Source organism: Sphingomonas sp. RS6, assembly GCF_054489705.1.
The window spans coordinates 900,889-923,286 of record NZ_JBTMWM010000001.1 but is presented as its reverse complement, the minus strand read 5'-3'; the positions used below and the strand labels follow the sequence as shown (position 1 = coordinate 923,286).

23 protein-coding genes are annotated in these 22,398 nt (G+C 63.9%); 13 read left to right on the top strand and 10 right to left on the bottom strand.

Translation table 11 applies throughout. The annotated features are described in order from the left end of the window. Window position 1 precedes the first annotated feature (1 nt). Entirely contained in the window at window positions 2-2,311 is a 2,310-nt protein-coding gene (locus ACX40Y_RS04375; protein ID WP_459118298.1) for a TonB-dependent receptor, read from the bottom strand. 279 nt (window positions 2,312-2,590) lie between these two features. Between ACX40Y_RS04375 and ACX40Y_RS04370 the strand changes: the two genes are divergently transcribed. Both ACX40Y_RS04370 and ACX40Y_RS04365 read left to right on the top strand, forming a co-directional pair. Then, window positions 2,591-3,367, top strand: a complete 777-nt coding sequence (locus ACX40Y_RS04370) for an SDR family NAD(P)-dependent oxidoreductase (protein ID WP_459118297.1) — start codon at window positions 2,591-2,593, stop codon at window positions 3,365-3,367. A gap of 1 nt (window position 3,368) precedes the next feature. Further along, window positions 3,369-4,274 (top strand): glycoside hydrolase family 130 protein, encoded by a 906-nt coding sequence (locus ACX40Y_RS04365; RefSeq protein ID WP_459118296.1) that lies wholly within the window; start codon window positions 3,369-3,371, stop codon window positions 4,272-4,274. 76 nt (window positions 4,275-4,350) lie between these two features. Here ACX40Y_RS04365 and ACX40Y_RS04360 read toward each other — a convergent pair whose 3' ends face one another. Then, complete coding sequence (locus ACX40Y_RS04360) at window positions 4,351-4,566, bottom strand: helix-turn-helix transcriptional regulator (RefSeq protein ID WP_459118295.1); 216 nt, start codon at window positions 4,564-4,566, stop codon at window positions 4,351-4,353. A gap of 775 nt (window positions 4,567-5,341) precedes the next feature. On the opposite strand from ACX40Y_RS04360, the gene ACX40Y_RS04355 reads away from it, so the two are divergent. The 5 genes from ACX40Y_RS04355 (at window position 5,342) to ACX40Y_RS04335 (ending at window position 8,267) form a co-directional block, all read left to right on the top strand. Next, a complete protein-coding gene (locus tag ACX40Y_RS04355; RefSeq protein ID WP_459118294.1) occupies window positions 5,342-6,250 on the top strand; it encodes an ArdC family protein in 909 nt (302 codons plus the stop codon). Next, on the top strand, window positions 6,247-6,456 hold the full coding sequence (locus tag ACX40Y_RS04350; RefSeq protein ID WP_459118293.1) for a sigma factor-like helix-turn-helix DNA-binding protein: 210 nt from the start codon (window positions 6,247-6,249) through the stop codon (window positions 6,454-6,456). The genes ACX40Y_RS04355 and ACX40Y_RS04350 overlap by 4 nt, the downstream gene beginning before the upstream one ends. Before the next feature lie 71 nt (window positions 6,457-6,527). After that, window positions 6,528-7,451, top strand: a complete 924-nt coding sequence (locus tag ACX40Y_RS04345) for a HEPN domain-containing protein (protein ID WP_459118292.1) — start codon at window positions 6,528-6,530, stop codon at window positions 7,449-7,451. Window positions 7,452-7,524: 73 nt separating this feature from the next. Continuing rightward, window positions 7,525-7,800, top strand: a complete 276-nt coding sequence (locus tag ACX40Y_RS04340; protein ID WP_459117507.1) for an HU family DNA-binding protein — start codon at window positions 7,525-7,527, stop codon at window positions 7,798-7,800. Further along, window positions 7,800-8,267 carry a YbaK/EbsC family protein gene (locus tag ACX40Y_RS04335; RefSeq protein ID WP_459118291.1) on the top strand — a complete coding sequence of 156 codons (468 nt, stop codon included), beginning with the start codon at window positions 7,800-7,802 and terminating at the stop codon, window positions 8,265-8,267. The genes ACX40Y_RS04340 and ACX40Y_RS04335 overlap by 1 nt, the downstream gene beginning before the upstream one ends. Here ACX40Y_RS04335 and ACX40Y_RS04330 read toward each other — a convergent pair. Both ACX40Y_RS04330 and ACX40Y_RS04325 read right to left on the bottom strand, forming a co-directional pair. Next, the gene (locus ACX40Y_RS04330; protein ID WP_459118290.1) at window positions 8,262-8,477 is read right to left on the bottom strand and encodes a conjugal transfer protein TraD; all 216 of its coding nucleotides are present in this window, start codon (window positions 8,475-8,477) and stop codon (window positions 8,262-8,264) included. The two genes, ACX40Y_RS04335 and ACX40Y_RS04330, sit on opposite strands and share 6 nt — an antisense overlap. A gap of 16 nt (window positions 8,478-8,493) precedes the next feature. Further along, window positions 8,494-8,817, bottom strand: coding sequence for a conjugal transfer protein TraD (locus tag ACX40Y_RS04325; protein WP_459118289.1), 324 nt, complete (start codon window positions 8,815-8,817; stop codon window positions 8,494-8,496). Window positions 8,818-8,988: 171 nt separating this feature from the next. Between ACX40Y_RS04325 and traA the strand changes: the two genes are divergently transcribed. Beyond that, the gene (traA, locus tag ACX40Y_RS04320) at window positions 8,989-11,805 is read left to right on the top strand and encodes a Ti-type conjugative transfer relaxase TraA (RefSeq protein WP_459118288.1); all 2,817 of its coding nucleotides are present in this window, start codon (window positions 8,989-8,991) and stop codon (window positions 11,803-11,805) included. 10 nt (window positions 11,806-11,815) lie between these two features. Beyond that, window positions 11,816-12,409, top strand: a complete 594-nt coding sequence (locus tag ACX40Y_RS04315; RefSeq protein ID WP_459118287.1) for a DUF6118 family protein — start codon at window positions 11,816-11,818, stop codon at window positions 12,407-12,409. A 2-nt stretch (window positions 12,410-12,411) separates the two neighbouring features. Here ACX40Y_RS04315 and ACX40Y_RS04310 read toward each other — a convergent pair whose 3' ends face one another. From ACX40Y_RS04310 to ACX40Y_RS04285, 6 genes are all read right to left on the bottom strand, one after another. Then, a complete protein-coding gene (locus tag ACX40Y_RS04310; protein WP_459118286.1) occupies window positions 12,412-12,540 on the bottom strand; it encodes a hypothetical protein in 129 nt (42 codons plus the stop codon). A 34-nt stretch (window positions 12,541-12,574) separates the two neighbouring features. Then, the gene (locus ACX40Y_RS04305; RefSeq protein ID WP_459118285.1) at window positions 12,575-14,230 is read right to left on the bottom strand and encodes a hypothetical protein; all 1,656 of its coding nucleotides are present in this window, start codon (window positions 14,228-14,230) and stop codon (window positions 12,575-12,577) included. A 41-nt stretch (window positions 14,231-14,271) separates the two neighbouring features. Further along, window positions 14,272-15,501, bottom strand: coding sequence for a hypothetical protein (locus ACX40Y_RS04300; protein ID WP_459118284.1), 1,230 nt, complete (start codon window positions 15,499-15,501; stop codon window positions 14,272-14,274). Window positions 15,502-15,503: 2 nt separating this feature from the next. Beyond that, window positions 15,504-15,809 carry a hypothetical protein gene (locus ACX40Y_RS04295; protein WP_459118283.1) on the bottom strand — a complete coding sequence of 102 codons (306 nt, stop codon included), beginning with the start codon at window positions 15,807-15,809 and terminating at the stop codon, window positions 15,504-15,506. 402 nt (window positions 15,810-16,211) lie between these two features. Continuing rightward, window positions 16,212-16,916 carry a nucleotidyltransferase domain-containing protein gene (locus ACX40Y_RS04290; RefSeq protein WP_459118406.1) on the bottom strand — a complete coding sequence of 235 codons (705 nt, stop codon included), beginning with the start codon at window positions 16,914-16,916 and terminating at the stop codon, window positions 16,212-16,214. 2 nt (window positions 16,917-16,918) lie between these two features. Then, window positions 16,919-17,827, bottom strand: coding sequence for a WYL domain-containing protein (locus ACX40Y_RS04285; RefSeq protein WP_459118282.1), 909 nt, complete (start codon window positions 17,825-17,827; stop codon window positions 16,919-16,921). A 78-nt stretch (window positions 17,828-17,905) separates the two neighbouring features. Between ACX40Y_RS04285 and ACX40Y_RS04280 the strand changes: the two genes are divergently transcribed. The 4 genes from ACX40Y_RS04280 (at window position 17,906) to ACX40Y_RS04265 (ending at window position 22,346) form a co-directional block, all read left to right on the top strand. Beyond that, a complete protein-coding gene (locus tag ACX40Y_RS04280; RefSeq protein WP_459118281.1) occupies window positions 17,906-18,157 on the top strand; it encodes a hypothetical protein in 252 nt (83 codons plus the stop codon). A 71-nt stretch (window positions 18,158-18,228) separates the two neighbouring features. Next, a complete protein-coding gene (locus ACX40Y_RS04275) occupies window positions 18,229-19,398 on the top strand; it encodes a ComEC/Rec2 family competence protein (RefSeq protein ID WP_459118280.1) in 1,170 nt (389 codons plus the stop codon). A gap of 4 nt (window positions 19,399-19,402) precedes the next feature. Beyond that, complete coding sequence (locus tag ACX40Y_RS04270; RefSeq protein WP_459118279.1) at window positions 19,403-21,685, top strand: Mov34/MPN/PAD-1 family protein; 2,283 nt, start codon at window positions 19,403-19,405, stop codon at window positions 21,683-21,685. Further along, window positions 21,678-22,346, top strand: a complete 669-nt coding sequence (locus ACX40Y_RS04265) for a hypothetical protein (protein ID WP_459118278.1) — start codon at window positions 21,678-21,680, stop codon at window positions 22,344-22,346. The genes ACX40Y_RS04270 and ACX40Y_RS04265 overlap by 8 nt, the downstream gene beginning before the upstream one ends. Window positions 22,347-22,398: the final 52 nt, after the last annotated feature.

The following is a 22,398-nucleotide window of genomic DNA, read 5'->3' as shown; positions in this document are numbered from 1 at the left end:
CTCAGATGCCGTAGCCGAGGCGGACGCCGACGGTCCGCGGCCGCAGCGTACCGAAGCGGCTGACCAGGAAGGCCTCCGGATGGATGTAGACGACCGAGTGGTCGTCGAACAGATTCTCCACATACAGCTGCGCCGACCAGCTGCGCCGCTTCACACCAAAGCTGATATTGGTGTTCACATATTCGTCGGTCTCGCCGAACGTCGACAGCCGCACATTGGGAAGGCCGGGCGTATTCGGGAACGAACTGTTGTACGAGCCGACATATTGGGCATTGACCGCGAAGGTGCCCTTCACGTCCTTGCCGAGATCCACGCCGTAGGAAAGGAACAGCGCGCCCTGGAGGCGCGGCGCCGAGAGCCGGTGGCCGAGCACGGCGCCGGAAATCGCCGCTTCGGCGGCGCTCAGCTTGGTGATCTTGGCATCGTTATAGGCCGCGTTCAGGCCGATAAAGACGTCCTTCGCGGGGACAACGCCCATCTCCAGCTCAACGCCCTTGCTGCGCGCGGCGCCGATATTGGTGGCGAACTGCACCGAGTCGGACACGCGATTGGCCTGGGCCTGGATGTTGCTCCAGTCGATCAGATAGGCGGCGGCGTTGATCGTTACGAGCCCGTTGAGGAACCGCGCCTTGGCGCCGAGCTCGTAGCTTTTCAGATCATCCGATGATGCGCCCGCTGGAATGACGATGTCGTTCGGATCGACCAGGCTGGGGCGTCCGGCGAACGCATTGACGATCGGCGCGCGGAAGCCGGTGGAGAAGGTCGCATAGGTCGTGAGCGCCTCGTCGGGCTTGTAGGAGACGCTTGCCTTCCAGGACGGCTTGGAGCCGCTCGCCTTCACGCCCGACACTGCCGCATAGGGCGTAAAGGTGTCGAAGTTCACCGGGATGCCGAGCAGCGCATAGGTATAGTAATTTTGCCCGAACGCCGTGGCGAGGTATCCGCCGGCCTCGGTGAACCCCTGGGCCGAGATGCGGCCATAGCGCATGCCGCCGGTCACCCAGAACTTGTTCGAGAAACGGTAGGTCAGTTCGCCGAACCCCGCCAGCTCCTCGTTGATCTGGTGCGTGTACTGCTTCTGGAAATATTGGTCCGGCAGCCCGGTAAGCCCCCGCGCGGCGAGAAAGGCCAGCGACGAGCGATAGAAATAGTCGACGTCGCGCCGGCGGTGCAGATAGAAGCCCCCGACGACGAACTGGAACGGGCCGTCCAGCGTGGACGCCAGCCGCGTTTCCTGGACGAACACCTTGTCATAGCCGTTCGCATCAAGCCCGAAGGCGATCGGCGCGCCGGGATAGATCGCCTGTTTCGGAAAGGTGCCGGCGAGATCGAGCCAGAAGCGCTGGTCGAATTTCGAATAGGTCGACGAACTGGTCAGCTTGGCGAAATCGAACGCATATTCCAGCGTCGCGTTGAGCACGGTCTGCTTGCCCGAAAAGCGATCGGGCTGGTCGGAGATCCGCTTCTCGCGACCGAGCGCGGGGCTGGTGAGCGACGAATCCTTGGGATCGCTGTCCTCATAGGAGCCAAGCAGCCGCACCGACAGGCGATCGCTCGGCTTCCACAGCGCGATCAGGCGCCCGCCCCAGTCGACCAGCGTGTTCGAATTGTGCACGCCGGTCCCGACATTGTCGAGATAACCTTCCTCGTGCCGGTAGAAGCCGACGCCACGCACCGCTAGCCGGTCGTGCACCACCGGCACGTTGAGCATCAGATTGTAGCGCTGGCGCAGCGAGTCCGGCCCGGTGAGCCCCAGATCGGCCAACGCGGAGGCATCGAAGCTGGTGAGGTTCGGGCTCTTGGTGAGGATGCGCATCGCGCCGGAGAGCGAGCCCGATCCGAACAGCGTGCCCTGCGGCCCGCGCAGGAATTCGACGCGCTCGACATCGAACAGGTTCGGATCGACCACCGTTGTGTTGCCGATCGTCGAGACCGGAAGCTCGTCGATATAGACGGCGACAGAGCTCTGGAGATTGGCGTTGTAGCCGTTGGTGGCGATGCCACGTGCGGTGAAGTTGTTGAAGTTCTGCGTTGGTCGATTGAGCACGACACCCGGCGTCTCGCGCGCGATCCCCTCGAAGCCGACGATCCCCTTCTGCGTCAGCTCTTCCTGCTGGAACGCTGTGATGCTCAGCGGAACATCCTGGATACGTTCCTCGCGCCGAGTCGCCGTGACGACGATGTCGTTACCATGATCCTGACCATCGGTCTGGTCGGACCGGGTCGTTTGCTCCGTTGTCTGCGCTGCGACGGGGGTCGCGCTCGCGATGGTTGCGACGGCACAAGCCGACACAAATGCTGTTGCCCGCATGCTCTCTCTCCCAGCGTACCGGTCGCGCATGGCGCCAGTATCGCTACAGAATGTGCAGCCAAAGCTGCGCGCTGTCAATGTTCACTATCTCGCGTGTGAATATCTTCGGGTGATGGCAAGAACCCCATGTGGAGCGGGCGTTCCACGCCATTGGAGCGGTCTTCGGCGCAGCTCGGTTTCTGCATCTCGCACCGTCGATGCGGCGTGCCACGCCCGTAGAAGTACGTCGCGTGAACCTCTGGACTCCATTCTCGTTGACGCATCTGATCGGAGGATCACATGGATGTACTTGAAGGCCGCGTCGCGCTGGTAACGGGTGGGGAGTCTGGCATCGGAGCGGCCTGCGCAGCAGCGCTGGCATCGGCAGGTGCCGATGTCGCGATCTTGTACCACCAGGATGCAGTGGCGGCGGAAGGCGTTTGCGAAAAGGTGCGAAGTACGGGTCGGCGCGCCATCGCCCTTCAGGCGGATGTGGGAAGCGAGGATCAGGTAGCAGGCGTGTTTGCCAGCGTCATGGAAAAGCTCGGCCTGGTTGATCTGCTGGTGAACTCCGCAGGCGTCAACATGCGCGGTGTCGCCGTGGCCGACATGGATCTGGAGCAGTGGCATCAGACCATCAGCACCGATCTGACTGGCGCCTTCCTCACCTCGCGGGCTTTGGTGCGGGGGTTGCGCGACGCCGGACGACCGGGCCACATCGTCAATATCAGCTCGATCCATGCCACAGCCGTGCGGGAGGGCGGTGCGGATTATTGCGCCGCCAAGGCGGGATTGGACAATCTAACCAGAACAATGGCGATTGAATGTGCGCCGCTCGGCATCGGCGTGAATGCGATCGCGCCCGGCATGATCCTGACGCCGATGAACGCGAAGGCCGAGCGCGATCCATCCTATCGGGCCGAGGCCGAGAAGCACATCCCCTGGGGGCGTGCCGGCCGTCCCGACGAGGTCGCCGATCTCGCTGTCTACCTGTGCTCCAGGCGGGCCGAGTATATCACGGGCACGATCGTCACCATCGACGGCGGACTGGTCCTCGAACAAGCATTGGGGGCCTGATATGGCGCAGCTCGACTTTAACGTGGAAAAGATCGAATCCGTGATCCTGCATGGACCCGATGCGGTGACGCAACGGGATCTTATGAGCCCCTATGTCTGGACGCTTCGCGGCCAGAACTCCTATGCGATGATGGTCCGCGCGGTGCCGAAAATGGGCGAGGAACGCGACACTGGGACGATCTGGTACGCCACCAGCAAGGATGGCCTGCGCTTCACCGCGACCGAGACACCCGCTATCGTCCCAGGCCCGTCGGCCGAGGATGCCGGTGGTTGCGAGGACCCCACGGTCGTCGAGCTGCCGGATGGTAGCTACGCGGTCTACTATACCGGCGTAGACGCGCCGCATGCACATGGCGAGCTGCTCTATGCCACCGGGCCGAGCATGGATCGGCTGGAGAAGCACGGTGTGGCCATGGCCTCCACTCCGTCGCAGGGGAATGTGAAGGAGGCGACCGTTGATCGTACCGAGCAAGGCGGATGGCGGCTGTTCTACGAATATGCTGCGCATAATGCCTCGCTGATCGGTCTCGCCACTGCGCCGGACGTCGCAGGCCCCTGGCACCATGATCGACAGCCGTTCGCACCCAGAAGCGATGCATGGGACAACTTCCATCTTTCCACCGGTCCGCTGCTCACCGACGACAAGGCTCAGCCGGTGATGTTCTACAATGGCGCAACCCAGGATGCGCGCTGGCGGATTGGATGGATCGCGTTCGACGCGGAATATACGCGGATCACGGACCGCTGCATCGAACCGCTGATCGCGCCGCCCCCTTCGCCCAACAGGATGGATACCGACATCGCCTTCGCCGCGTCGGTGGTTCTGCAGGACGGGCGTATCTGGCTCTATTTCTCACGCGCCGACCGCGCATTGTTCCGCGCTACCATCCGCCGCTTCTCGAGCTAAATCCCCCCGCTTGCCGCCCAGATGCCGCAGGAGATTTAGGTCGGGATTGTTGCATTCGTGTGCGTTTGCGGAACCGTCAGGCTCGCGGGCTGACGGCAGTCTCCTGTGCCTTGAGGCTGTCCAGCCATTCGGCGACGGCGGACTCGCGCCAGCCCATGCAGCGGGTGCTGATCCGGGTGTTCTTGGGGAAGGTGCCGGCCTCCATCTTCCGGTAGAGGGTCGAGCGGGTGAGGCCGGTCAGGGCGAGCACGGTCTTGATCCGGAGAATCCGGTCTGGGTGTTGGGGTTGCATTGCGATCTCCTTGCATCATTTGAGGGTGGTGGAGCGCTCCGGGGCAAGTTTGGTCCTGTGGGCCGGCCAGGGGAACAGCCTCAATGGGACCGGAAGGTCCCTGTTCGTCTCGGTTCACCACGGAGTTAGTTTCAGCGTGGATCGCTTGCTTTGGGCGGTCTGTGTCAGGGCGTCTCGCGCCTTTGGCGTGACTGCGCTCGCACGCCGCTGCACGGCGCCGAGTCGCTGCGCCGTCTCGGCCCTTCGGATTTGATTGCGGACGCTCGCCGATCTTGGAGATCGGCGGCCGGCAGGTGCCGGCAGCGGAACGCGGGTGCGGTGCGCGCGCTGGCGCACGCCTGCGGCGACACCAGGGCTTGCAGGTTGCTGGTGCCCGCGTGGGCACACTTGCCCGGTCGGGAGGCACGGGCGGCGGCTGGCGCACGTGCTGGCGCGCGCACGCCGCCCCGCGCGAGGCCCGCCCGGTTGCAAGGGTGCGGTTCTTGTCCGGGTGCCGGTGGCGCCCGGCAGCGCGGCAGCGCGGCAGCGCTGACAGGATGGTCGCCGCGCGGGTGCGCGGCGGCGTTGGTGCGCCGGCACGCGGACGGGCGGGGGGAGCGTCGCTCGCCTCTAGTCCTGCCGCGGCATGCCGCAAGCCGGGCGGTGCCCGGCTCCTCCTCTTCGTTCCGGCCCTCGCGGGTGCAGCCTGCCTCTGACGGCAGGACTGCCGGTTCGCTCCTGCCGCTCCCCCCGCCCTTCCGGCGCCGGTTGCGGTGTTTTGGAAAGGAGCAGGACCATGGGTGTTGGACACGAGAACCGGGCGAGCCTCTATGCCAAGGTGACGGGCCGGGTGATTGCCGAGCTGGAGCAGGGGCGGCTGCCCTGGGTGCAGCCTTGGGATGCCAGTGCTTGCGGGTGCGCGATGCCGGCCAATGCGGTGACCGGGCGGCGCTATTCGGGGATCAATGTGCTGATCCTCTGGGCGGCGGTGATCGAGGGGCGGTACGCCTCGCAGCGCTGGCTGACCTACGCCCAAGCGCAGGCGGCGGGCGGCAATGTACGGCGCGGGGAGCGGGGAACGACCGTCTGCTATGCCGATCGCTTCACCCCGAAGGACGAGGCCGAGCGGGCGCGCGACGAGGATCGCGAGGCGCGCCAGCTGGCGTTTCTGAAGCGGTTCACCGTGTTCAATGTCGACCAGTGCGAGGGATTGCCCGAGCGGCTGACGGTGGTGGCGCAGGGCGAGCCCGTGGCAGAAGCCGACCGCATTCCGGCTGCGCATGCGCTGATGGAAGCATGCGGGGCAGATATCCGGATCGGGGGTGGCGAAGCCTATTACAGCCCAGGCGGCGACTATGTCGCGGTACCGCCGCAGCTCGCCTTTTATGACCGCATCAACTGGTATCGCACCGTGCTGCACGAGCTTGGGCACTGGACTGGGCATGGCTCCCGGCTCGGCCGCGACCAATCCGGCGCATTTGGCAGCGCCGCCTATAGTAGGGAGGAGCTGGTTGCCGAGATGGCGAGCGCGTTCACCTGTGCGTCGCTTTCGATCCGGCCGACCGTTCGTCATGCCGACTATGTCGGCAGTTGGCTGGCAGTGCTGCGCGAGGACGAAAAGGCCATCTTCCGGGCGGCGAGTGCTGCCAGCAAGGCGGCTGACTATCTGCTTGGGTTCGTCTTGGATGAGGAGGCGGGGCAATGATGCGCTGGCTTCGTCTGCGGCGCATGCGCCGCGCGTTTCGCGCGCTCCCCGAGCGGGATCGGGCGATCTTCGGATCGGTGCGGTTCGATGATTGCGATTACATCGAGACGGCCCGGCGCCATGGCTGCACGGTGGCCGAGGTCGAGCAAACCATCGCCCGCGTGTTGATCGCGCTCGACCGTGCCGCGCGGGGCGAACAGCCATGACCCAGACGACACCTCGCCCGGTGAAACCGGGCGAGGTGTACGCCGCGGCATCAGCGCGTTAGGATCGATCCATGAGGACCAGCCTCGACCATCTGCCCCCAGCCAAGCAGCGCGAGCTGGAGCGTGTCGTCCAGATCCTGTTCGAGGAATTTGGCGACGCCATCGCGATCGCCACCTCGGACTGGAAGAAGCAGGCGCGTATTCTCAAGGTGATCCTCTACGGCAGCTATGCGCGCGGCGGCTGGGTCGACGAGCCGCACACCGCCAAGGGCTATCAGTCGGACTTCGACCTGCTGGTCATCGTCAACAATGAGAAGCTCACCGACCGCGTCGAATTCTGGGCGACCGCCGAGGACCGGCTGAACCGCGAACTGGCGATCACCAGGACGCTGCGCACGCCGGTCAACTTCATCGTCCATACGCTGCACGAGGTGAATGACGGCCTCGCGCATGGCCGCTATTTCTTCATGGACGTCGCCCGCGACGGCATCGCGCTCTACGAAAGCGAGCCAAGCGAACTGCACGAGCCGAAGCCGAAGACGCCGCCCCAGGCGCTGGCGATGGCGCAGGAGTACTTCGGCGAATGGTTTCCAGCTGCTGCAGGCATGTTGGAGACCGCCCAGTTCAGCCAATCTCAGGGCAGGCTAAAGGACGCCGCCTTCCTGATGCATCAGGCAGCAGAGCGCCTCTATCACTGCGTGTTGCTGGTATGCACTTTCTACACGCCGCACACCCACAATTTGGGGTTTCTGCGTACCCAGGCCGAACGCATTGACCCGCGCTTGATCGACGCCTGGCCACGCGATCAGCGCGTCGACCGTTCGCGGTTCGAGAAGCTGAAGGAAGCCTATGTGAAGGCGCGCTATTCGAAGCATTATCGGATCAGCGCCGAGGAACTGGCGTGGCTGGGCGAGCGCGTTGAAGTGCTGGGGCAGGCAGTGCAGGTGATCTGCGACGAACGTATCGCCGCGTTGGAGGGTGCCGCTGCCGCATGATTGCACCGGTCGCTGGACAGGGTGATGACCCCCACCTAGAGGACACGCGCCTTTTCACACGGAGAAAACGTCCATGAACAATGCCGATCTCGCCGAGCGCGTTTCCGAGGCGCATGGCCTTACCAAGGCCGATGCACGCAAGCTGGTCGATGGCATCTTCGCCGCCATCACCGAGGCAGCAGCGGCCGGCGAGGAAGTGGCGCTGAACGGCTTCGGCAAGTTCAAGGTCAAGGAAAGCGCCGCACGCGAGGGCCGCAATCCCGCGACCGGCGAGGCGATCCAGATTGCAGCGTCGAAGAAGCTCGCCTTCACGCCCGCCAAGGCCGTGAAAGACAAGCTCAACGGCTGATGGGGATCGACGCCGTCCGCGCCTTTCTGGCGGCGCGGGCACCCGGCATTCCGATCATCGAACAGGCTTCGAGCACCGCGACGGTGCTCGAAGCTGCCGCCACGCTTGGTGTGCTGCCGGGGCAGATCGCCAAGACTCTCTCGTTGCGCGTCGGCGATGCGGTGGTGCTGGTCGTAGCAGCCGGTGATTACCGGCTCGACAACCGCAAGGTGAAGGACGCGCTGGGCAGTCGTCCGCGCATGCTTGCCTCCGACGAAGTCGAGCAGCTGACCGGCCATCCCGTTGGCGGCGTCTGCCCGTTCGGATTGCCGACGCCGCTGCCGATCTATTGCGACCTGTCGCTGCGCCAGTTCGAGACCGTTTTTCCCGCTGCTGGATCGCGCACCGCGTCCGTGCGGATCACGCCCGAGTGGCTCGCGGAACTGGTCGGTGCGACCTGGGCCGACCTCTGCTCGCCGCCGTCATAGTTCTGCGGCGCTGTCGGCAAATGCACGCCGCCCGCGCCGTCGCCAAAGTGTCAGCGCCTGCTCGCGACGTTCGCCCTGCAAAGTTGCTGCGGCTTCGATCATCAGCCCGAACAACACGGCGCGATCATTGTCGGTGAGTTCGATCAGTCCGGCTTTCGCGACCAGACCTCCCAGCTCGATCAGCTGGTGCGTTCGTTCGCGGCGCTTCACCACCCATTCTCGCTTATCATTCCGGGCCCGCCGCGATTCCAATCGGTGCCGCGCCGCCGTCAGCTGCCGCAGCCGATGCCGCGCGCGGACGAGCGCCGCCGCGAGCTTTGCCCTGCCGCTGAAAAAAGGCCGCGCCACGCTGGCGCCAGTCCTCCCGTGCGATCATGTCGGACGCGCTGACCGCGACGAGCAACGCGCCCGCCAGTTGCTCGACGGGAAGTGCATCGGCGCCGGTCGCGATCACCAGCTCGCCGAGCTGCTGGAGCTTGGCTTGTTTGAGCTGTCGTGCCTTGTTGTCGAGCGCCTTCAGCTCCGAATCAAAGTCACGTAGCTTTCGCATTAGAACCTCCGCAGTTGATGTATGATGCTCAGTGATTTAGGAACTGCTTCGATTAGCGCAAATGTCGTGAAACTTCTTGGGATGATCACGTCGCGAAAAAGATGAAATCTTTTGAGGGCGCGCTTATACGTTGTGCCAACGTCGCTTCAATAGTGTAAGTGGATTGCCGCGATGGCAATTTACCACTTCTCGGCCAAAGTCATCTCGCGCGCTGCGGGCTCGTCGGCGCTGGCGTCGGCAGCCTATCGCTCGGCCTCGCGACTGCACGACCAGCGGCTCGACCGCCATCATGATTTCTCGAACAAGGCCGGTGTCGTCCACTCCGAAGTGATGCTGCCGGAAGGCGCGCCGGAGCACCTGTCGGACCGCGAGAAGCTGTGGAACGAGGTCGAGGCGGCCGAGAAGCGGATCGACGCCCAGCTGGCGCGCGAGATCGAGTTCGCGATTCCGAGGGAGATGACCAAGGAACAGGGGATTGAGCTCGCCCGCGACTTCGTGCGCGACGAGTTCGTCGACCGCGGGATGATCGCTGATCTCAATGTCCATTGGGATATCGGTTCCGACGGTCTGGCGAAGCCGCACGCGCACGTCATGCTGACGATGCGCGACGTCGGTGAGGACGGGTTCGGAAAGAAGAACCGCGACTGGAACCGAACCGACCTTTTGGAGAAATGGCGCGAGCGCTGGAGCGAACATGTCAACGAGCGGCTCGCCCAGCTCGATATCGATGCGCGGATCGATCACCGGTCGCTCGAAGCACAGGGGATCGACCTCGAGCCGCAGCACAAGATCGGACCCGCCGCATCGCGAATGGCCGCGCAGGGGCTGGAGTCCGAGCGCGTCGATGAGCATCGTGAGATCGCGCGGAGCAACGGCGAGAAGATCATCGCCAATCCGGGCCTCGCGCTCGACGCTATCACGCGCACGCAGGCGACGTTCACGACGCGCGAACTCGCCATGTTCGCCCACCGCCACAGCGATGGGAAAGACCAGTTCGACCAGGTAATGGCTGCGGTGCGGGGCTCGCCCGAGTTGGTCGCGCTTGGCAAGGATGGGCGCGGCGAGGACCGGTTCACCAGCCGGGACATGATTGACACCGAGCAGCGGCTCGAACGCGCCACGAGCGTCATGGCCAACCGCGATCGACACGCCGTCGCGGAGCGCCATCGCGATGTGGCGCTAGCCCGCGCAGCGGCGCGCGAGATGTACCTGTCGCCCGAGCAGCGCAGTGCGTTCGAACACGTCACCGATGCAAAAGGGCTTGGCGTCGTGATCGGCTATGCCGGCACCGGCAAGTCGGCGATGCTCGGTGTCGCGCGTGAGGCATGGGAGAGCGCGGGCTACTCGGTGCGCGGCATCGCGCTGTCCGGCATCGCCGCCGAGAATCTCGAAAGCGGGTCCGGCATCGCATCCCGCACGATCGCGAGCCTCGAACATCAATGGGCGCAGGATCGTGAGCTGCTGACCAGCCGCGATGTGCTGGTGATCGACGAAGCAGGGATGATCGGCACGCGTCAGATGGAGCGCGTCATCGCTGAGGCTGAGAAGCGCGGCGCCAAGGTGGTGCTGGTCGGCGATCCCGAACAGCTTCAGGCGATCGAAGCGGGCGCTGCGTTCCGCGCGACCGCCGAGCGACACGGCAGCGTCGAGATCACCCAAATCCGCCGCCAGCGAGAGGACTGGCAGCGCGATGCCACCCGGCAGCTGGCGACCGGGCGCACGGCCGAAGCGATCGATGCATACGACCAGCATGGCAACATCCATGTCGCCGAGACGCGCGATCAGGCACGGAGCGATGTGGTCGATCGCTGGGATCGCGATCGTGCCGTTTCGCCGCATGCGACGCGCGTCATCCTCACCCACACCAATGACGAGGTTCGCGCGCTCAACATTGCTGCCCGCGAGCGGCTCCGGGCGGGCGGGGAGCTTGGCCAGAATGTTGCGGTCCGCACCGAACGCGGGGCAAGAGAGTTCGCGACCGGCGACCGGGTGATGTTCCTCAAGAACGAGCGCGACCTCGGCGTGAAGAATGGGACGCTTGGGACCGTCGAGAGCGTCATGCGAAGCCGCATGGCGGTGATGCTCGACGATGGCCGATCGGTCGCATTCGATATGAAGGAATATGCCAACATCGATCACGGCTACGCCGCGACCGTGCACAAGGCGCAGGGCGTAACGGTCGATCGCGTGCATGTGCTGGCGACGCCGGGGCTCGATCGGCATGCCGCCTATGTCGCGCTGTCGCGGCATCGGGACAGCGTCGATCTGCATTACGGTCGCGATGACTTTGCTGATCGTGGGAAATTGGTGCGCGCGCTGTTGCGCGAACGCGGGAAGGACATGGCGTCCGACTATGTCCGTGCGCCCGAACAGGCACCTGCGAAGTCGGCGCCGCCGCGCAACCGGTTTGCCGGCCTGAAGCTCAAGCGGATTGCGATCGAACCGCAGGCCACGCCGCTTGAAAAGGCGGTCGAACGCTATGGACGCGCTGCCGCCGATATCGTGCGGATGCGTCGGATGAACCTCGGCGTGCTGGAGCATCAGAAGATCGCGTTCTCCGAGGCGGGACGGGCGCTCAATGCATTACGGCCCGACGGCGCAACGGACTTGCGAAGCGCGATGAACGCCAACCCCGAGCTGATCGAACAGGCGGCCAGCGGCAAGACCGCCGCCGCTATCCGCGCGATGACACTTGAGGCAGAGATGCGGATCGACGCCGCACAGCGCGCCGACCGGTTCGTCGCGGAATGGCAGCAGAAGAGCCGGCAGCTTCATGCCCTCAATCGCACTGGCGACTACGACGCGATCCATCGCGCGCAGGACAGCATGATCGGCATGGCGAAGAGCCTACATCGCGACCCGCAACTCGAGTCGCTGCTCCGAAATCGGGTCAAGGACCTCGGGATCGGAAGCCCCGGCGGAGAATCTTTGTCCCATGATCTCCAGAGAATTCCCGCCCTCTGGCGAGGCCGAGGACTGGGGAGATAGGCGTCGATCCATGACTGACAATTTCCCCGAGTCTGCTCCGGCAGACGACATCGCTGAAGCCTTTGAAGCGTTGCGCGGTGAGGTCAGCCTGACGCGCCGTGCGGTGGAAGGTCTGACCGCCGCCCGCGAGCGCGTGCCCGACTATAGCGCGACACTGGGGACGATGGCCGAGACGCTAAGGCAGACCGGCGAGGGCATCGATCGTATCGAGCGGAGCCCGGCGGTGCGGTTGTCACCGGCAGCGCTCGCCGACGAAATCCGAAAGGCCAGTGCTGACGTGCGAGCCGAGGATCACGCCTTGTTGCGTGAGACGCGCGACGCGTTGACCCGGTCCATCGGGCGCATTGATGGCATCGTTGAGCGCGGGCAGGCGGCAGACCGCCAAGTGCGCCGGCTCGTCTGGGCCGGCGCTGGGGGTGCACTGGCCGGCATGCTAATGATGGCGATCCTGCCAGGTGCAGTCGCCCGATCGCTTCCCGCCAGCTGGCATGTGCCCGAGTGGATGGCTGCTCGTACAATCGGGCTGGATCAGCGAGCGGCGGGGGAGCGAATGATCGCCACTTCTGCTGAAAAGCCAGAAACTGAGGGCAGCCAAGCGCCCTAATATCAGCCATCCAACCCCTCCTGCGTCGATCTCGGAATCGGCCGGCCATTCAGCACTGCCACGTCGAGAAGCAGAATGAGTTTGCCGACCACCTCAAGGATCTCGTCGCGGGTTCCCGAACCGGCCGCCACGCGGCGATCGCCGCGTGGGCTTAGGCCTGCGGCGTCAATGCGCAGGAGGTTGCCAAATGCCATACGCGAAGGAGGGTGAGCCATCGGGCCAGCCCGACATCTGCCAGATCCGGTCAAAGGCTTCGTGCAACGCAGGCGCAACGGGCGCCGTGAAATCCTCTACCTCCAATGCCGGCAAGCCGATAAAGGGCCGGCCGATCCGCCGCCCGCCCGGCCGCGCGCGCGTGAGCTCGACATCTTCGGTGCCCTCCAGCGCCAGCGCAATCAGCGCTGGTCCTGAAAATCCGGCTCCGGCAAGGATCGCCCCGAGTCGCTCGAACCCCTCGACGATCTGCGCCTCGAGCATGCGGCCATCAATCGGGATTTGCGCGTCATCGCCTTCCCGAAAGCCGATGGTTGCCGAATATTCGACCTGACCTGGGCGGACCAAGCGCGTCATCCAGCGCGTCTCCATCCGGGCAGGACCCCGGCGATCGGGTACCGCATGCACCCACCATTGGTCGGCATCGCCGCCTTCTTCGACCCGGTCGCCGGGATTGGGCGGGAACAGCGGGAATAAGGCGGTGATCGCCTTGGGATCGAGCCGGCGGCCATCCATCGCCTCGAACGGGACGATCTGCAGCGCGACGCGCGGGTGCCCGACCAGCATCGGCACATCGCCGCGACCGCGGCTATTGGTTAGGCTAGACAGCACCTCCATCGCAGCCGCTGCCCGTGGGTCAGGGCCTTCGGGCTCAGCCTCTACCGGCGCCACGCGGACCCGGTCGCGGCCGACCCGCTCAAACGTGTCGAGCGCCTCCGCCAAGGCAGTGGCCGCCAAGTTGATTGTCTCGATCGCGGCAAGCGTCCCGGGCTGGAGCCCATGCGCTATATCCTGATCGGTCCTGACCCAGGCCTGTTGGAGTTTATTGTCGATCGCGAAGGCGTGCTGGTTGAGCGGATTGCTGAATCCGTCGATGCGCTCGCGTAGTTCCGCGAACGCGTTCTGAAGCGCGGGATCGACAAACTCGAATTCGGCGCCGACCCAGTCCTCGCGCAGTTCCTCGAGTGGGTCTAGCAGTCGTCTTGGAAAGCGATCGCCGAAATTGTGGCGGCGCAGGAGGATGCGCAGCCGGGGCGGAAATTGCCGCCGCACCCGGTCGAGCAAGGCGACATCGTGCGGATGCGGGCCGATCGGTTCGCCGGCGAGAGGCGCATCATCGGTGAGGATGGCCTTGAGCGCGACGGTGAGATCGCGCGCGAGACCCTCGCGCGCCGCGGCACGAGCCTCGTCATTGGCATCCTCGGGGCAGTCATAGAGGATCGGACGCCGGAAATGCTGGAGGTCGAACGGCAGCGCCATTTTGTCCGGATGGCCGTAAGCGGTGTTCATCACACTGATCACGCGGCGCCAGGTCAGGGATTTGAGCGCCCAGCCATGCTCGAGCAGGACGTTGGGATTGGGCATGTGCCGCTCCCCGTCGGCGCGCACGCCGACAAAGGTTAGGTCGGAGATGAAGGCGGTGGCAGTGTCGACCTTGCCGAAGATTGTTTCTACCAGCGGCGGCGATCCGGGTACGTTCACAGTATCGCGGTCGACATGCACCTCGCGGTCGGCGGGATCGATATCGGCATCGACCTTCAGCGTGCGGATCGCGCGGTTGAGCGCAGCCTCGATCAGGTTGCGGCCCGTCCGGGTCGCCGTGTCCATCTGCCATGACAAAAAGAGTGTGTGCGGCATGGCTTTACCGATCATTCGTCGTCTGGACCGGCCGTTGCCGGATCGAGCAGGGCGCTGAGTTCCTGCCAGCGCGCGTCGTAGAATTCCTGCGTCATCACGCCGGGTTCATGGACGAAGAACTGCTCGCCCAGCGCCGCGACCCGCCGCGCTCGCTCGGGATGCTGTAGCAGCGCATCGACCACCGCATCGCCATCCGGCGGGAGCGGCAGGTCGCGCTCGGCAAGCTCCTGGATGATCGCCGGCAACTGATAGAGCACCGGATCCTCGACAAAGATCGAATAGCGCGTCTGCGCCGCCTCGAACCGCGAATGGATTTCGGACGTGCGCAGCGCTTGGAGCGGCGGGAACTGGCCGAGCGACCATTGCACGAACTGGGTGCGGACCAGATAGGGGTCAAGCCAATCCGGATCGCCGGCGGCGTCGTTGCGTTGCTCGCGCACCGCGTGCCGGATCAGTGCGAGCAACCGCAAATGGCGCAAGGCGAAGAAGATCGCGTCCCGCACTTCCTCGAGCTGGGTGATTTCGGCCTGTTGATCGGGATGCGGGCAGATTACCGCCATGGCGAGCGTGTCGCACAGACATTCCTCGACCAGCGCATCGTCGCGCCCGAACAGCTCCATCTGTCTGAGATACATCGGCGCAATCGTATCGATGTCGGGATGCCTGCTATCCTCGAGATGCCGGATTGCGCGCAGGTAATAGTTGGTGAGGAAGTCGCGACGTGCGTCTCCCAGCATCTGCGCGCGCCATTCAACCCGATGCTCGACGATCGTGTGAAAGGCCTCATGCGCGATGACATAGGCTTCCTGGAGCGCCCCGATCCGCATCCGCCGCACCAGATCACCATCCTTGCGATGCGTCAGCGCCGCCTCGCGATTGGCGACATGGGCGATCGCGAGGGATGCCGCGAGGCGCGGTTGGCCGTCGATCTGCGCGAACTCGGCCGCGACCTTATAGGCATAGACCCGCGCCTCGTCGGGCGAGACGGCGTTGGCGTGGAGCCGATTGAGCTGGTTGAAGGTCTGGCCGAGATACTGGTCATAGATGACGATCTGGTCGCCGCCGCTGCGGATCGTCTCGCAGGTCCGCTCCGAACTATAGGTGACGTCGAAGCGCGGCGTCGCGCCGAATGTGCGCAGCCGCGCCTGCAGATCCTCGAACAATTTGCCATAGTGATCGCGCAGGATGAATGCGGGCTGCTGTCGGCGCGTGGCGGCAAGATAGGCGGCCGCCGGACCCATGCCTATTTGCGCGCCTCGAGCGCCTGGGCAAGAATCTTCGATGCGCTGTCGGCATCGAGCCCGCGCAACTCGACACCGTCGACCTTGACCACAACATGCCGCTTCGCCCGGATCTGCTCGAGCACGATCTTGGTGATGAACGGCAAGGTCGCCGTCAATAAAGGCAGCACCACTGCGACGATCGCCACCCCCCCGTCGAACCGCTTTATCTCGACGAATTGAGCGTCGGGCGCGGCGGCTTCGGCCTCGGCGCGATACGCGTCCGCTTCCGCCTTCTCGATCTCAAGGGATAGGTTCGCCATTGCCACTCCTCGGCGCTTAATGTTGCAGCCCCGCGGCCATAGCGCAGCCCATCAAGCGCGTCACGGCATCAGCGTACGCCGACTGCGGGATCGCACCCTTCCGTTGGGATCGGGGAGCTACCGGCTACGTTTGTCTACGCGAACGGCAATTACGCTCAGATAATTCCCAGAACCTGCCAGTCGGCAAACGGCCCACTTGCCGTCATTCAGTTGGTGATCGCGGAGCGGCTGGCATTGGGCCGGAAGCCGTCAGACCGCTATCGACCTCAAACGCTGAAGGGCAGACCTTAAGCCGGTGGCTCCGCAGCTGAAATCTGGAGGCCGATTCTTTCCGCGAATGAAGGCGCGGAAGCCCTACGAAAAATTAGAAGGCTTCCACAAAAAGAAATTAGGATCGATCCGACTCGTTCAATGATAATAATCTTGGTCGCTCTCGGGCGTTCGCAGACCGCGTTCGATCGTTTGCAAACCTACCTTATTACCGGTCCGGAGGAAAAGCGATCGGTAGTCATCGATCGTCGCTTCGCTTGGCAGGGCAGGACTTACGCCCTCCTGCAATATGTATTGCCGAAATCGCTGTCGCATCGTGACATCTAAACGACGCTGATGGCGATCTGCGAGAAGGTCTGCGGCGGAGGCAGGAGCGGCCATTGCCAGCTCGATCGGCGCGAAAGCCGGCGTGCCACGCTCGGCCAGCCGCGCGATGAGGATCGTGCGGACACACCAGACCATGCGCCGCACGACCACATTGGAGTTGAGCGCGCCGGCGTGGCGATCGAGGAACCAACCGAGGTCACGGGCCTGCGCGATTTCGCGGGCATAGCTCGTCCGCAGCCTGAACTGAGATCGCAGTTGATCAAGCTGGCCCAGCGGGTCGAATACCGGCTTGGCTTCGCGCACGATGTGACAGACGAAGAGATCTCCGTCGCGCGCGTCTGCCATCAGCTTCTGCCAAGGGTAAAAGAACATCGAGAGGTGGCCAATCGACTTGTGCTTTGGCGTACCGGGCGGGCTGATAAGTAGGAGGTCGGTGTCCGAACCCCGGCTATTGTCCTCGCGTGCACGACTGCCGAAGAGCAGGATCGCGGAAACCCCTTGATCGCCGGGACCCATGTTCAACGAGAGGCTCGCTCGATCGCGTCGATCGATAGCTTGCGTGCCGTCGTCCGGGCATTGACGACCTCGTCGCGATTGAGGAGCACCAGCTGCTGCTTACCCGGCGGGAGTATGTCGGGCGCAACGTCGAAATTGTGCTCAGTCATGAGGTAGAAGGTCTGGCTCAGCCGCTTGGTAACGAAGAGCTTGCCCTCGACCATCTCGTACTCGGCTTCGAGCGCCGCTTGCTGGCTCTCAGATAGAGCCGGGTTAGGTGCCAGAATGAGGTCGATCTCGTGCATCCATTCGAAATCGAGCGTGGGATCGATCGCGGTCGCGATGATGTCGCCGGCCTGATCGATGCGAAAGAGGTTATAGTCGCGAAAATCCGAATGTTCGGTCGACCAAGCCCGGACATACCACCGGCCGATGGCATGAAAAAGCGCATGGGGCGCGATGACGCGGCGTGGCTCGGGCGACCCCGTGATCGATTTGTACTGAATCTCCAGCTGGCCGCGCTGGTTGATGGCGTCGAGGATGTGGAGCAGGATTCGCGCGTCCGTGCGCTTGCGCAGCAGCGAGACATTTTCGATCGGCGGCCGGTTGTCGAACCAGGTGTCCTCTTGGCGCATCCACTGATTCTCGATCGCGACGAGTTGAAGCAAATAGCGTTCGGCCGAGGCGTGCATCAGCTTCGGCTCATAGGTCGGTGCCCTCAGATAGGCCTTCAGGGTCTGGTCATAGACGAGATTGCCCGGCGCGAGGGCGGTGTATTGGGCGATGTCGGACGAGGCTTGCTGCGCTGAGATTCCGAAGGTCTCCGCCAGATCGCGGCGATTAAACCGCCCGTCCCAGAACAGCCGAAAATCGATGAATTCGAGACGTCGCTGCACGCCCCAGCGTACTGTTTCGCCCAACTCTTCCGTCACTAAACCCTCCAACAACTCGATTCAAAAAAAATATCCCGTCGTGTTTCTTGACGGGTTGCAATGCCATTCCCATATTCAATGGACGCGATGATCACAGGGATCAACGACGAAGGACAACGAACAGACGCAAAGGGTAGAAAAATGGCGAAAAATACGGGTGATGGGTTTCGGCGCGGCGCGGTGACGGGCCGCACCCAGTTCCAGCGGCCCGATGGACTCTGGCAGAAGCGCGATGAGCGCACCGGCCACCTAATGAGCGTCAAGGACGACGGCGAGCCGTTCAAGGGCGTCGCCCGCGAACCGGACGGCCGCGACTCGCCTAACGCATGAGTGCCAAGGCCGGGCGCCCTCGTGCTGCTGCGCGGCGCCCGGCTGACGCCGTTTAGCCAAAAGGGATTACGATGACTGCCTCGATCACATTTTTCCCCGTCGGCAACGGCGATATGACGCTCATCACGTTCGACAACGGCCAGAAGTTGCTCGCCGACCTGCATGTGCGCAAGGCTGCGGATGACGATGACGACGATACGCCGGATGTCATGGCCGATCTGCGCGGCCGGCTAACCCGCGACGAAAAGGGCCGTCTGTTCGTCGATGGTTTTCTGCTCAGCCATCCGGACAAGGACCATATCTGCGGCCTGGAAAGTCATTTTCACCTCGGCCCGCCCGACGAATGGAATGAGGATGACGACAAGATCCTGATCCGGGAAATGTGGTCGTCGCCGGTCGTCTTCCGCCGCGCCTCCAAGGATCACGTGCTGTGCGACGATGCCAAGGCATGGGCTAAGGAAGCCCGCCGCCGTGTCGCGCTGTATCGTGAAAAGGGTACCGCGACGGTCGAGGGTGATCGCATCCAGATCATGGGCGAGGACGAGGGCGGCAAGACCGATGATATCCTCGCGATCGTCGTCAAAGCCGACGGCGTTGTCACCAAGCTCAACCGGGTCGCGTCCGGCACCTTCGAGGGGCGGCTGCTCGCGCCAATCCCGCAGGACAACGACGGGGAGCTAGACGAACTGCTTGGCAAGAATCATTCCTCGGTCGTCTTGCGCTTCTCGATCCGGGGCGGCGGCGTCCTCGACAAATGCCGGTTCCTCACGGGCGGCGACGCCGAGGTCGCCATCTGGGAGCGCCTGTGGGGCAAGCACGGGACCTATCAGGCCGACTGGCTCAGCTACGACATTCTCCAGGCGCCGCATCACTGCTCGTGGCACAGCCTCAGCTATGACAGCTACTCGACCTATGGTGAGGATGCGAAGGTCTGCGACGATGCGCGCAGTGCGCTGGCCCAAATCCGCAAGGGCGCGATCGTGGTCGCCAGCTCGAAGGCGATCGATCCTGACGAGGCCGACCCGCCCAGCGATCGCGCCAAGCGTGAATATATCTCGATCGTCGAGGGCAAGAGCGATCGGTTCATCTGCGTCGCTGACGTCTGGGAGGACGAGGAGCGCGCGCTGCAATACGAGATCACGTCGAGCGGTATCACCAAGGTCGTGAAGAGCGCCGCCAAGGCGGCGGTTGCCGCGCTGGGGATCGGTGCCACCGCTGCCCAAGCGCGCGCGCACGGCTGAACCTGTGGCAACGGAGGCGGGAACCGATCCCGCAGAGCATCTTCTGCGCGTAGCGCTGACCCATCCCGAATGTGTCGGTGGTGCGGTGCTTGAGCCGGAAGGCGTCAGGCCACGCATTCGGCTGGACATGAATGTCGAAATGCCGCTCGACATGAAGGCGGATGGCATCAGCTCGAGCGGCGTCCGAACATGCGAGCCAGTCGTGCTCAAGCTTCCAGCAGCCTATCCGTGGCAATCGCCGAACTTCTACCTGCGCGAGGATTTCCCGCGCAACTTTCCCCATCTCATGCCCTTCGCTGCGACCCCGCGACCCTGTCTGGTTGAAGGAGATCAGGACGAATACTTTCTTCAGTTCGGCCTGGTCGAATATGGAATTTTCCATCTGGTTGAGCAGCTCGCGATCTGGCTTCGCAAGGCCGCTATCAGCGGCTTGATCGACCCCGTGCAGGGTTGGGAGCCCATGCTACGACGCGATTTTCGCGACGTCGTCGAGATAGATGCCGACACCGCACGCAATGTCGTCACCAAGAACGGCGGATGGATTGCATGGAAGGGTAGATTCTTCCGCCGAGGTGCGCCCGAGACATGTCTCAACGTCGCCGCCGAGACATGGGTCTCGAGTAAGGGCGAGACGACGCCGCTCACGCGGAAACCGGATAATTCGACGTTCACGTCGCGCCGGACCGATCCTGACACGAGCCTGGGCAACACGGTGGTCGGCGTGGTCTGGCCCGACAAAAATCCCGATGGGACGCCGCGTATCAGCGCCACCTACCTGCCTGAAAGCGTCGCGACCTTGAGCGACCTTCGCGCCCGCGCGGCCGAACTTGGATGCGAGAGAGGTCTGGAAACCTTCCTTGCCAATGTCGAGCGCAGCTTTGCCGGCATGTTTCTGCTCGCACCGATCCCGATCGGCATCGTTCTGTGCGTGCGCCGCCCGATTCTTCTAATCGACAGCAACTCAGACATCGAGTTGTTGCCCTATGTTGTCGAGATACGCGCCAACAAGAACCGAACCTCGTTGTTCGCAGGCGGCGACGATGAGCCAGTCGCGCCGGCGCTGCACTATCAGTCGCTCACCGCGGCGCTGCTGCAGACGTTGTCCGGCGTGCCGGAGCGCCCCGCGCTCGCCATGCTCGGCTGCGGCAGCGTGGGATCGAAGCTCGCCATGCACGCAGCCCGGGCCGGGCAAAATATTGCCGCAGTGAGCGACGAGTCATCGCTCAGGCCGCACAACATGGCCCGGCATGCACTTGGAGCCGAGCTTGTCGGCACGAACAAGGCGGAAGCGCTCGCGAAGGAACTTTCCGGATTCGACATGGCGCCGTTCGTGCACAGCGGCGACCTCAGCGTCGATCTCCGCGATCCTGAACGGAGCAAGCAGATCATACCAAAAGCAGCCGGGGCCGCCATCAATTCGACCGCTTCGCTATCGGTTCGCGAGGCGTTGGTTTCTGCCGCAACGTCTCGCCTCCGTGCACGGCTGTTCGAGGCAGCACTCTTCGGCCGCGGCCGTGGCGCGTTTCTGCTCGCCGATGGCAAAGGACACAATCCGAGCCATTGCGACCTGATCGCCGAACTTTACGCAACCCTTGACGACGAACGCGCCGCCAAACTGCTCTTCGATCCCGCCGGAGGTCTCGCCGAGATCCAGATTGGACAAGGGTGCGGTTCGTTGACAATGACGATGGACGATGCGCGCCTGTCGGCCATGACGGCGTCCCTGTCCCAGGAAATCTCCAAGGCACTCGATACGCCGACCCAGGAGGGGCTGATCGTCATCGGCACGGCAGATGACGACAGCCCGTCGACTCAGTGGACTCGGTATATCGTTCCCGCCTTTGAAACGGTCGCCATCGCTGGCAGCGACGGGTGGCAATTGCGGCTGTCCCGGCGGGTGGCAGACCGGATCAGGGCCGAAGCCAAAGCCTATCCGTCGGTTGAAACCGGCGGTGTGATGATCGGCTTGACCAGCGCCCGACTCAAGACCGTGACCGTCGTCGATCTGCTTGAAGCGCCTGCCGACAGCCGCCGAACCCCTGTGTTGTTCGTGCTGGGGACCGGCGGCCTGCAATCGGCCATTCGCAATCGACACGAGCAAAGCGGGCGAACCCTGTTCGACGTGGGAACCTGGCACAGCCACCTTCGGGATGAGGGTCCGTCTTCGACCGATTGGAAGACCGCGGCCGACCTTGCCGCCGAACGCGCACCACCGTCGATTCTGCTGATAGCGACGCCTGCGCGCTTTCATGCGCTGATTTCACCGCGAAAGGACGGCGATGGCTGACGGCAAATCGCTCAAGGAGCAGAATGCCGGGCTGATCCGGGCCGCGATGATCGGACATATCGTGGCCTTCGCCTGGATCGCGGCCGAGCCGCTGCGCCTTCTTTCGATGAACGGCCGCGTGCTCGCGGCGCGACTTGAGGCGGCGGCGGCGCCAGGCACTGCGGCATTCGGGCTCATCGTGGTCGCGTCACTCTTGCTGCTCGGCTTGATCAATCCAGGCTGGCGCGATCGGATCATGCATTGGCGCTGGCACGATCCGCTTCCCGGCTGCCGCGCCTTCACCCGCGTCGGGCCGCTTAGCAGCCACGTCAACATGGCGGTGCTTGAAGCTCAATACGGACCGCTACCTTTAGCGGGCAAGGAACAAAACCAGCTTTTCTATCGGATCTATCGCGAGTTCAGAGAGGACGTCGGCGTGCTGGACGCCCACGGACGCTATCTCGCCGCACGTGACATTGGGACGATTACGGCCTTGGTTATGATACCCTTGCCATGGCTTGCCTGGTGGGCCTCGGGCAATGGCGAACGCGCCTTGGTCTATGGCGTGGTGCTGTTTCTGGTCTACGCACTCTGCGTCGTTGCGGCGAAGAACTATAGCTGGCGCATGGTCCAGCATGTTCTGGCGCTGGCATCATCCAAGACAAGTGGCGGCGGAGGATAGCTCGACCCACAACGATGGCTATCGTTGATGAGCAGTTGTTCAGTGATCACGC

Bases quoted from the DNA above. Each gene is read 5' to 3' on its own strand.
- ACX40Y_RS04375 (WP_459118298.1), bottom strand. From the start codon at position 2,311: ATGCGGGCAACAGCATTTGTGTCGGCTTGTGCCGTCGCAACCATCGCG.
- ACX40Y_RS04370 (WP_459118297.1), top strand. From the start codon at position 2,591: ATGGATGTACTTGAAGGCCGCGTCGCGCTGGTAACGGGTGGGGAGTCT.
- ACX40Y_RS04365 (WP_459118296.1), top strand. From the start codon at position 3,369: ATGGCGCAGCTCGACTTTAACGTGGAAAAGATCGAATCCGTGATCCTG.
- ACX40Y_RS04360 (WP_459118295.1), bottom strand. From the start codon at position 4,566: ATGCAACCCCAACACCCAGACCGGATTCTCCGGATCAAGACCGTGCTC.
- ACX40Y_RS04355 (WP_459118294.1), top strand. From the start codon at position 5,342: ATGGGTGTTGGACACGAGAACCGGGCGAGCCTCTATGCCAAGGTGACG.
- ACX40Y_RS04350 (WP_459118293.1), top strand. From the start codon at position 6,247: ATGATGCGCTGGCTTCGTCTGCGGCGCATGCGCCGCGCGTTTCGCGCG.
- ACX40Y_RS04345 (WP_459118292.1), top strand. From the start codon at position 6,528: ATGAGGACCAGCCTCGACCATCTGCCCCCAGCCAAGCAGCGCGAGCTG.
- ACX40Y_RS04340 (WP_459117507.1), top strand. From the start codon at position 7,525: ATGAACAATGCCGATCTCGCCGAGCGCGTTTCCGAGGCGCATGGCCTT.
- ACX40Y_RS04335 (WP_459118291.1), top strand. From the start codon at position 7,800: ATGGGGATCGACGCCGTCCGCGCCTTTCTGGCGGCGCGGGCACCCGGC.
- ACX40Y_RS04325 (WP_459118289.1), bottom strand. From the start codon at position 8,817: ATGCGAAAGCTACGTGACTTTGATTCGGAGCTGAAGGCGCTCGACAAC.
- traA (WP_459118288.1), top strand. From the start codon at position 8,989: ATGGCAATTTACCACTTCTCGGCCAAAGTCATCTCGCGCGCTGCGGGC.
- ACX40Y_RS04315 (WP_459118287.1), top strand. From the start codon at position 11,816: ATGACTGACAATTTCCCCGAGTCTGCTCCGGCAGACGACATCGCTGAA.
- ACX40Y_RS04305 (WP_459118285.1), bottom strand. From the start codon at position 14,230: ATGGACACGGCGACCCGGACGGGCCGCAACCTGATCGAGGCTGCGCTC.
- ACX40Y_RS04300 (WP_459118284.1), bottom strand. From the start codon at position 15,501: ATGGGTCCGGCGGCCGCCTATCTTGCCGCCACGCGCCGACAGCAGCCC.
- ACX40Y_RS04290 (WP_459118406.1), bottom strand. From the start codon at position 16,916: ATGGGTCCCGGCGATCAAGGGGTTTCCGCGATCCTGCTCTTCGGCAGT.
- ACX40Y_RS04280 (WP_459118281.1), top strand. From the start codon at position 17,906: ATGGACGCGATGATCACAGGGATCAACGACGAAGGACAACGAACAGAC.
- ACX40Y_RS04275 (WP_459118280.1), top strand. From the start codon at position 18,229: ATGACTGCCTCGATCACATTTTTCCCCGTCGGCAACGGCGATATGACG.
- ACX40Y_RS04265 (WP_459118278.1), top strand. From the start codon at position 21,678: ATGGCTGACGGCAAATCGCTCAAGGAGCAGAATGCCGGGCTGATCCGG.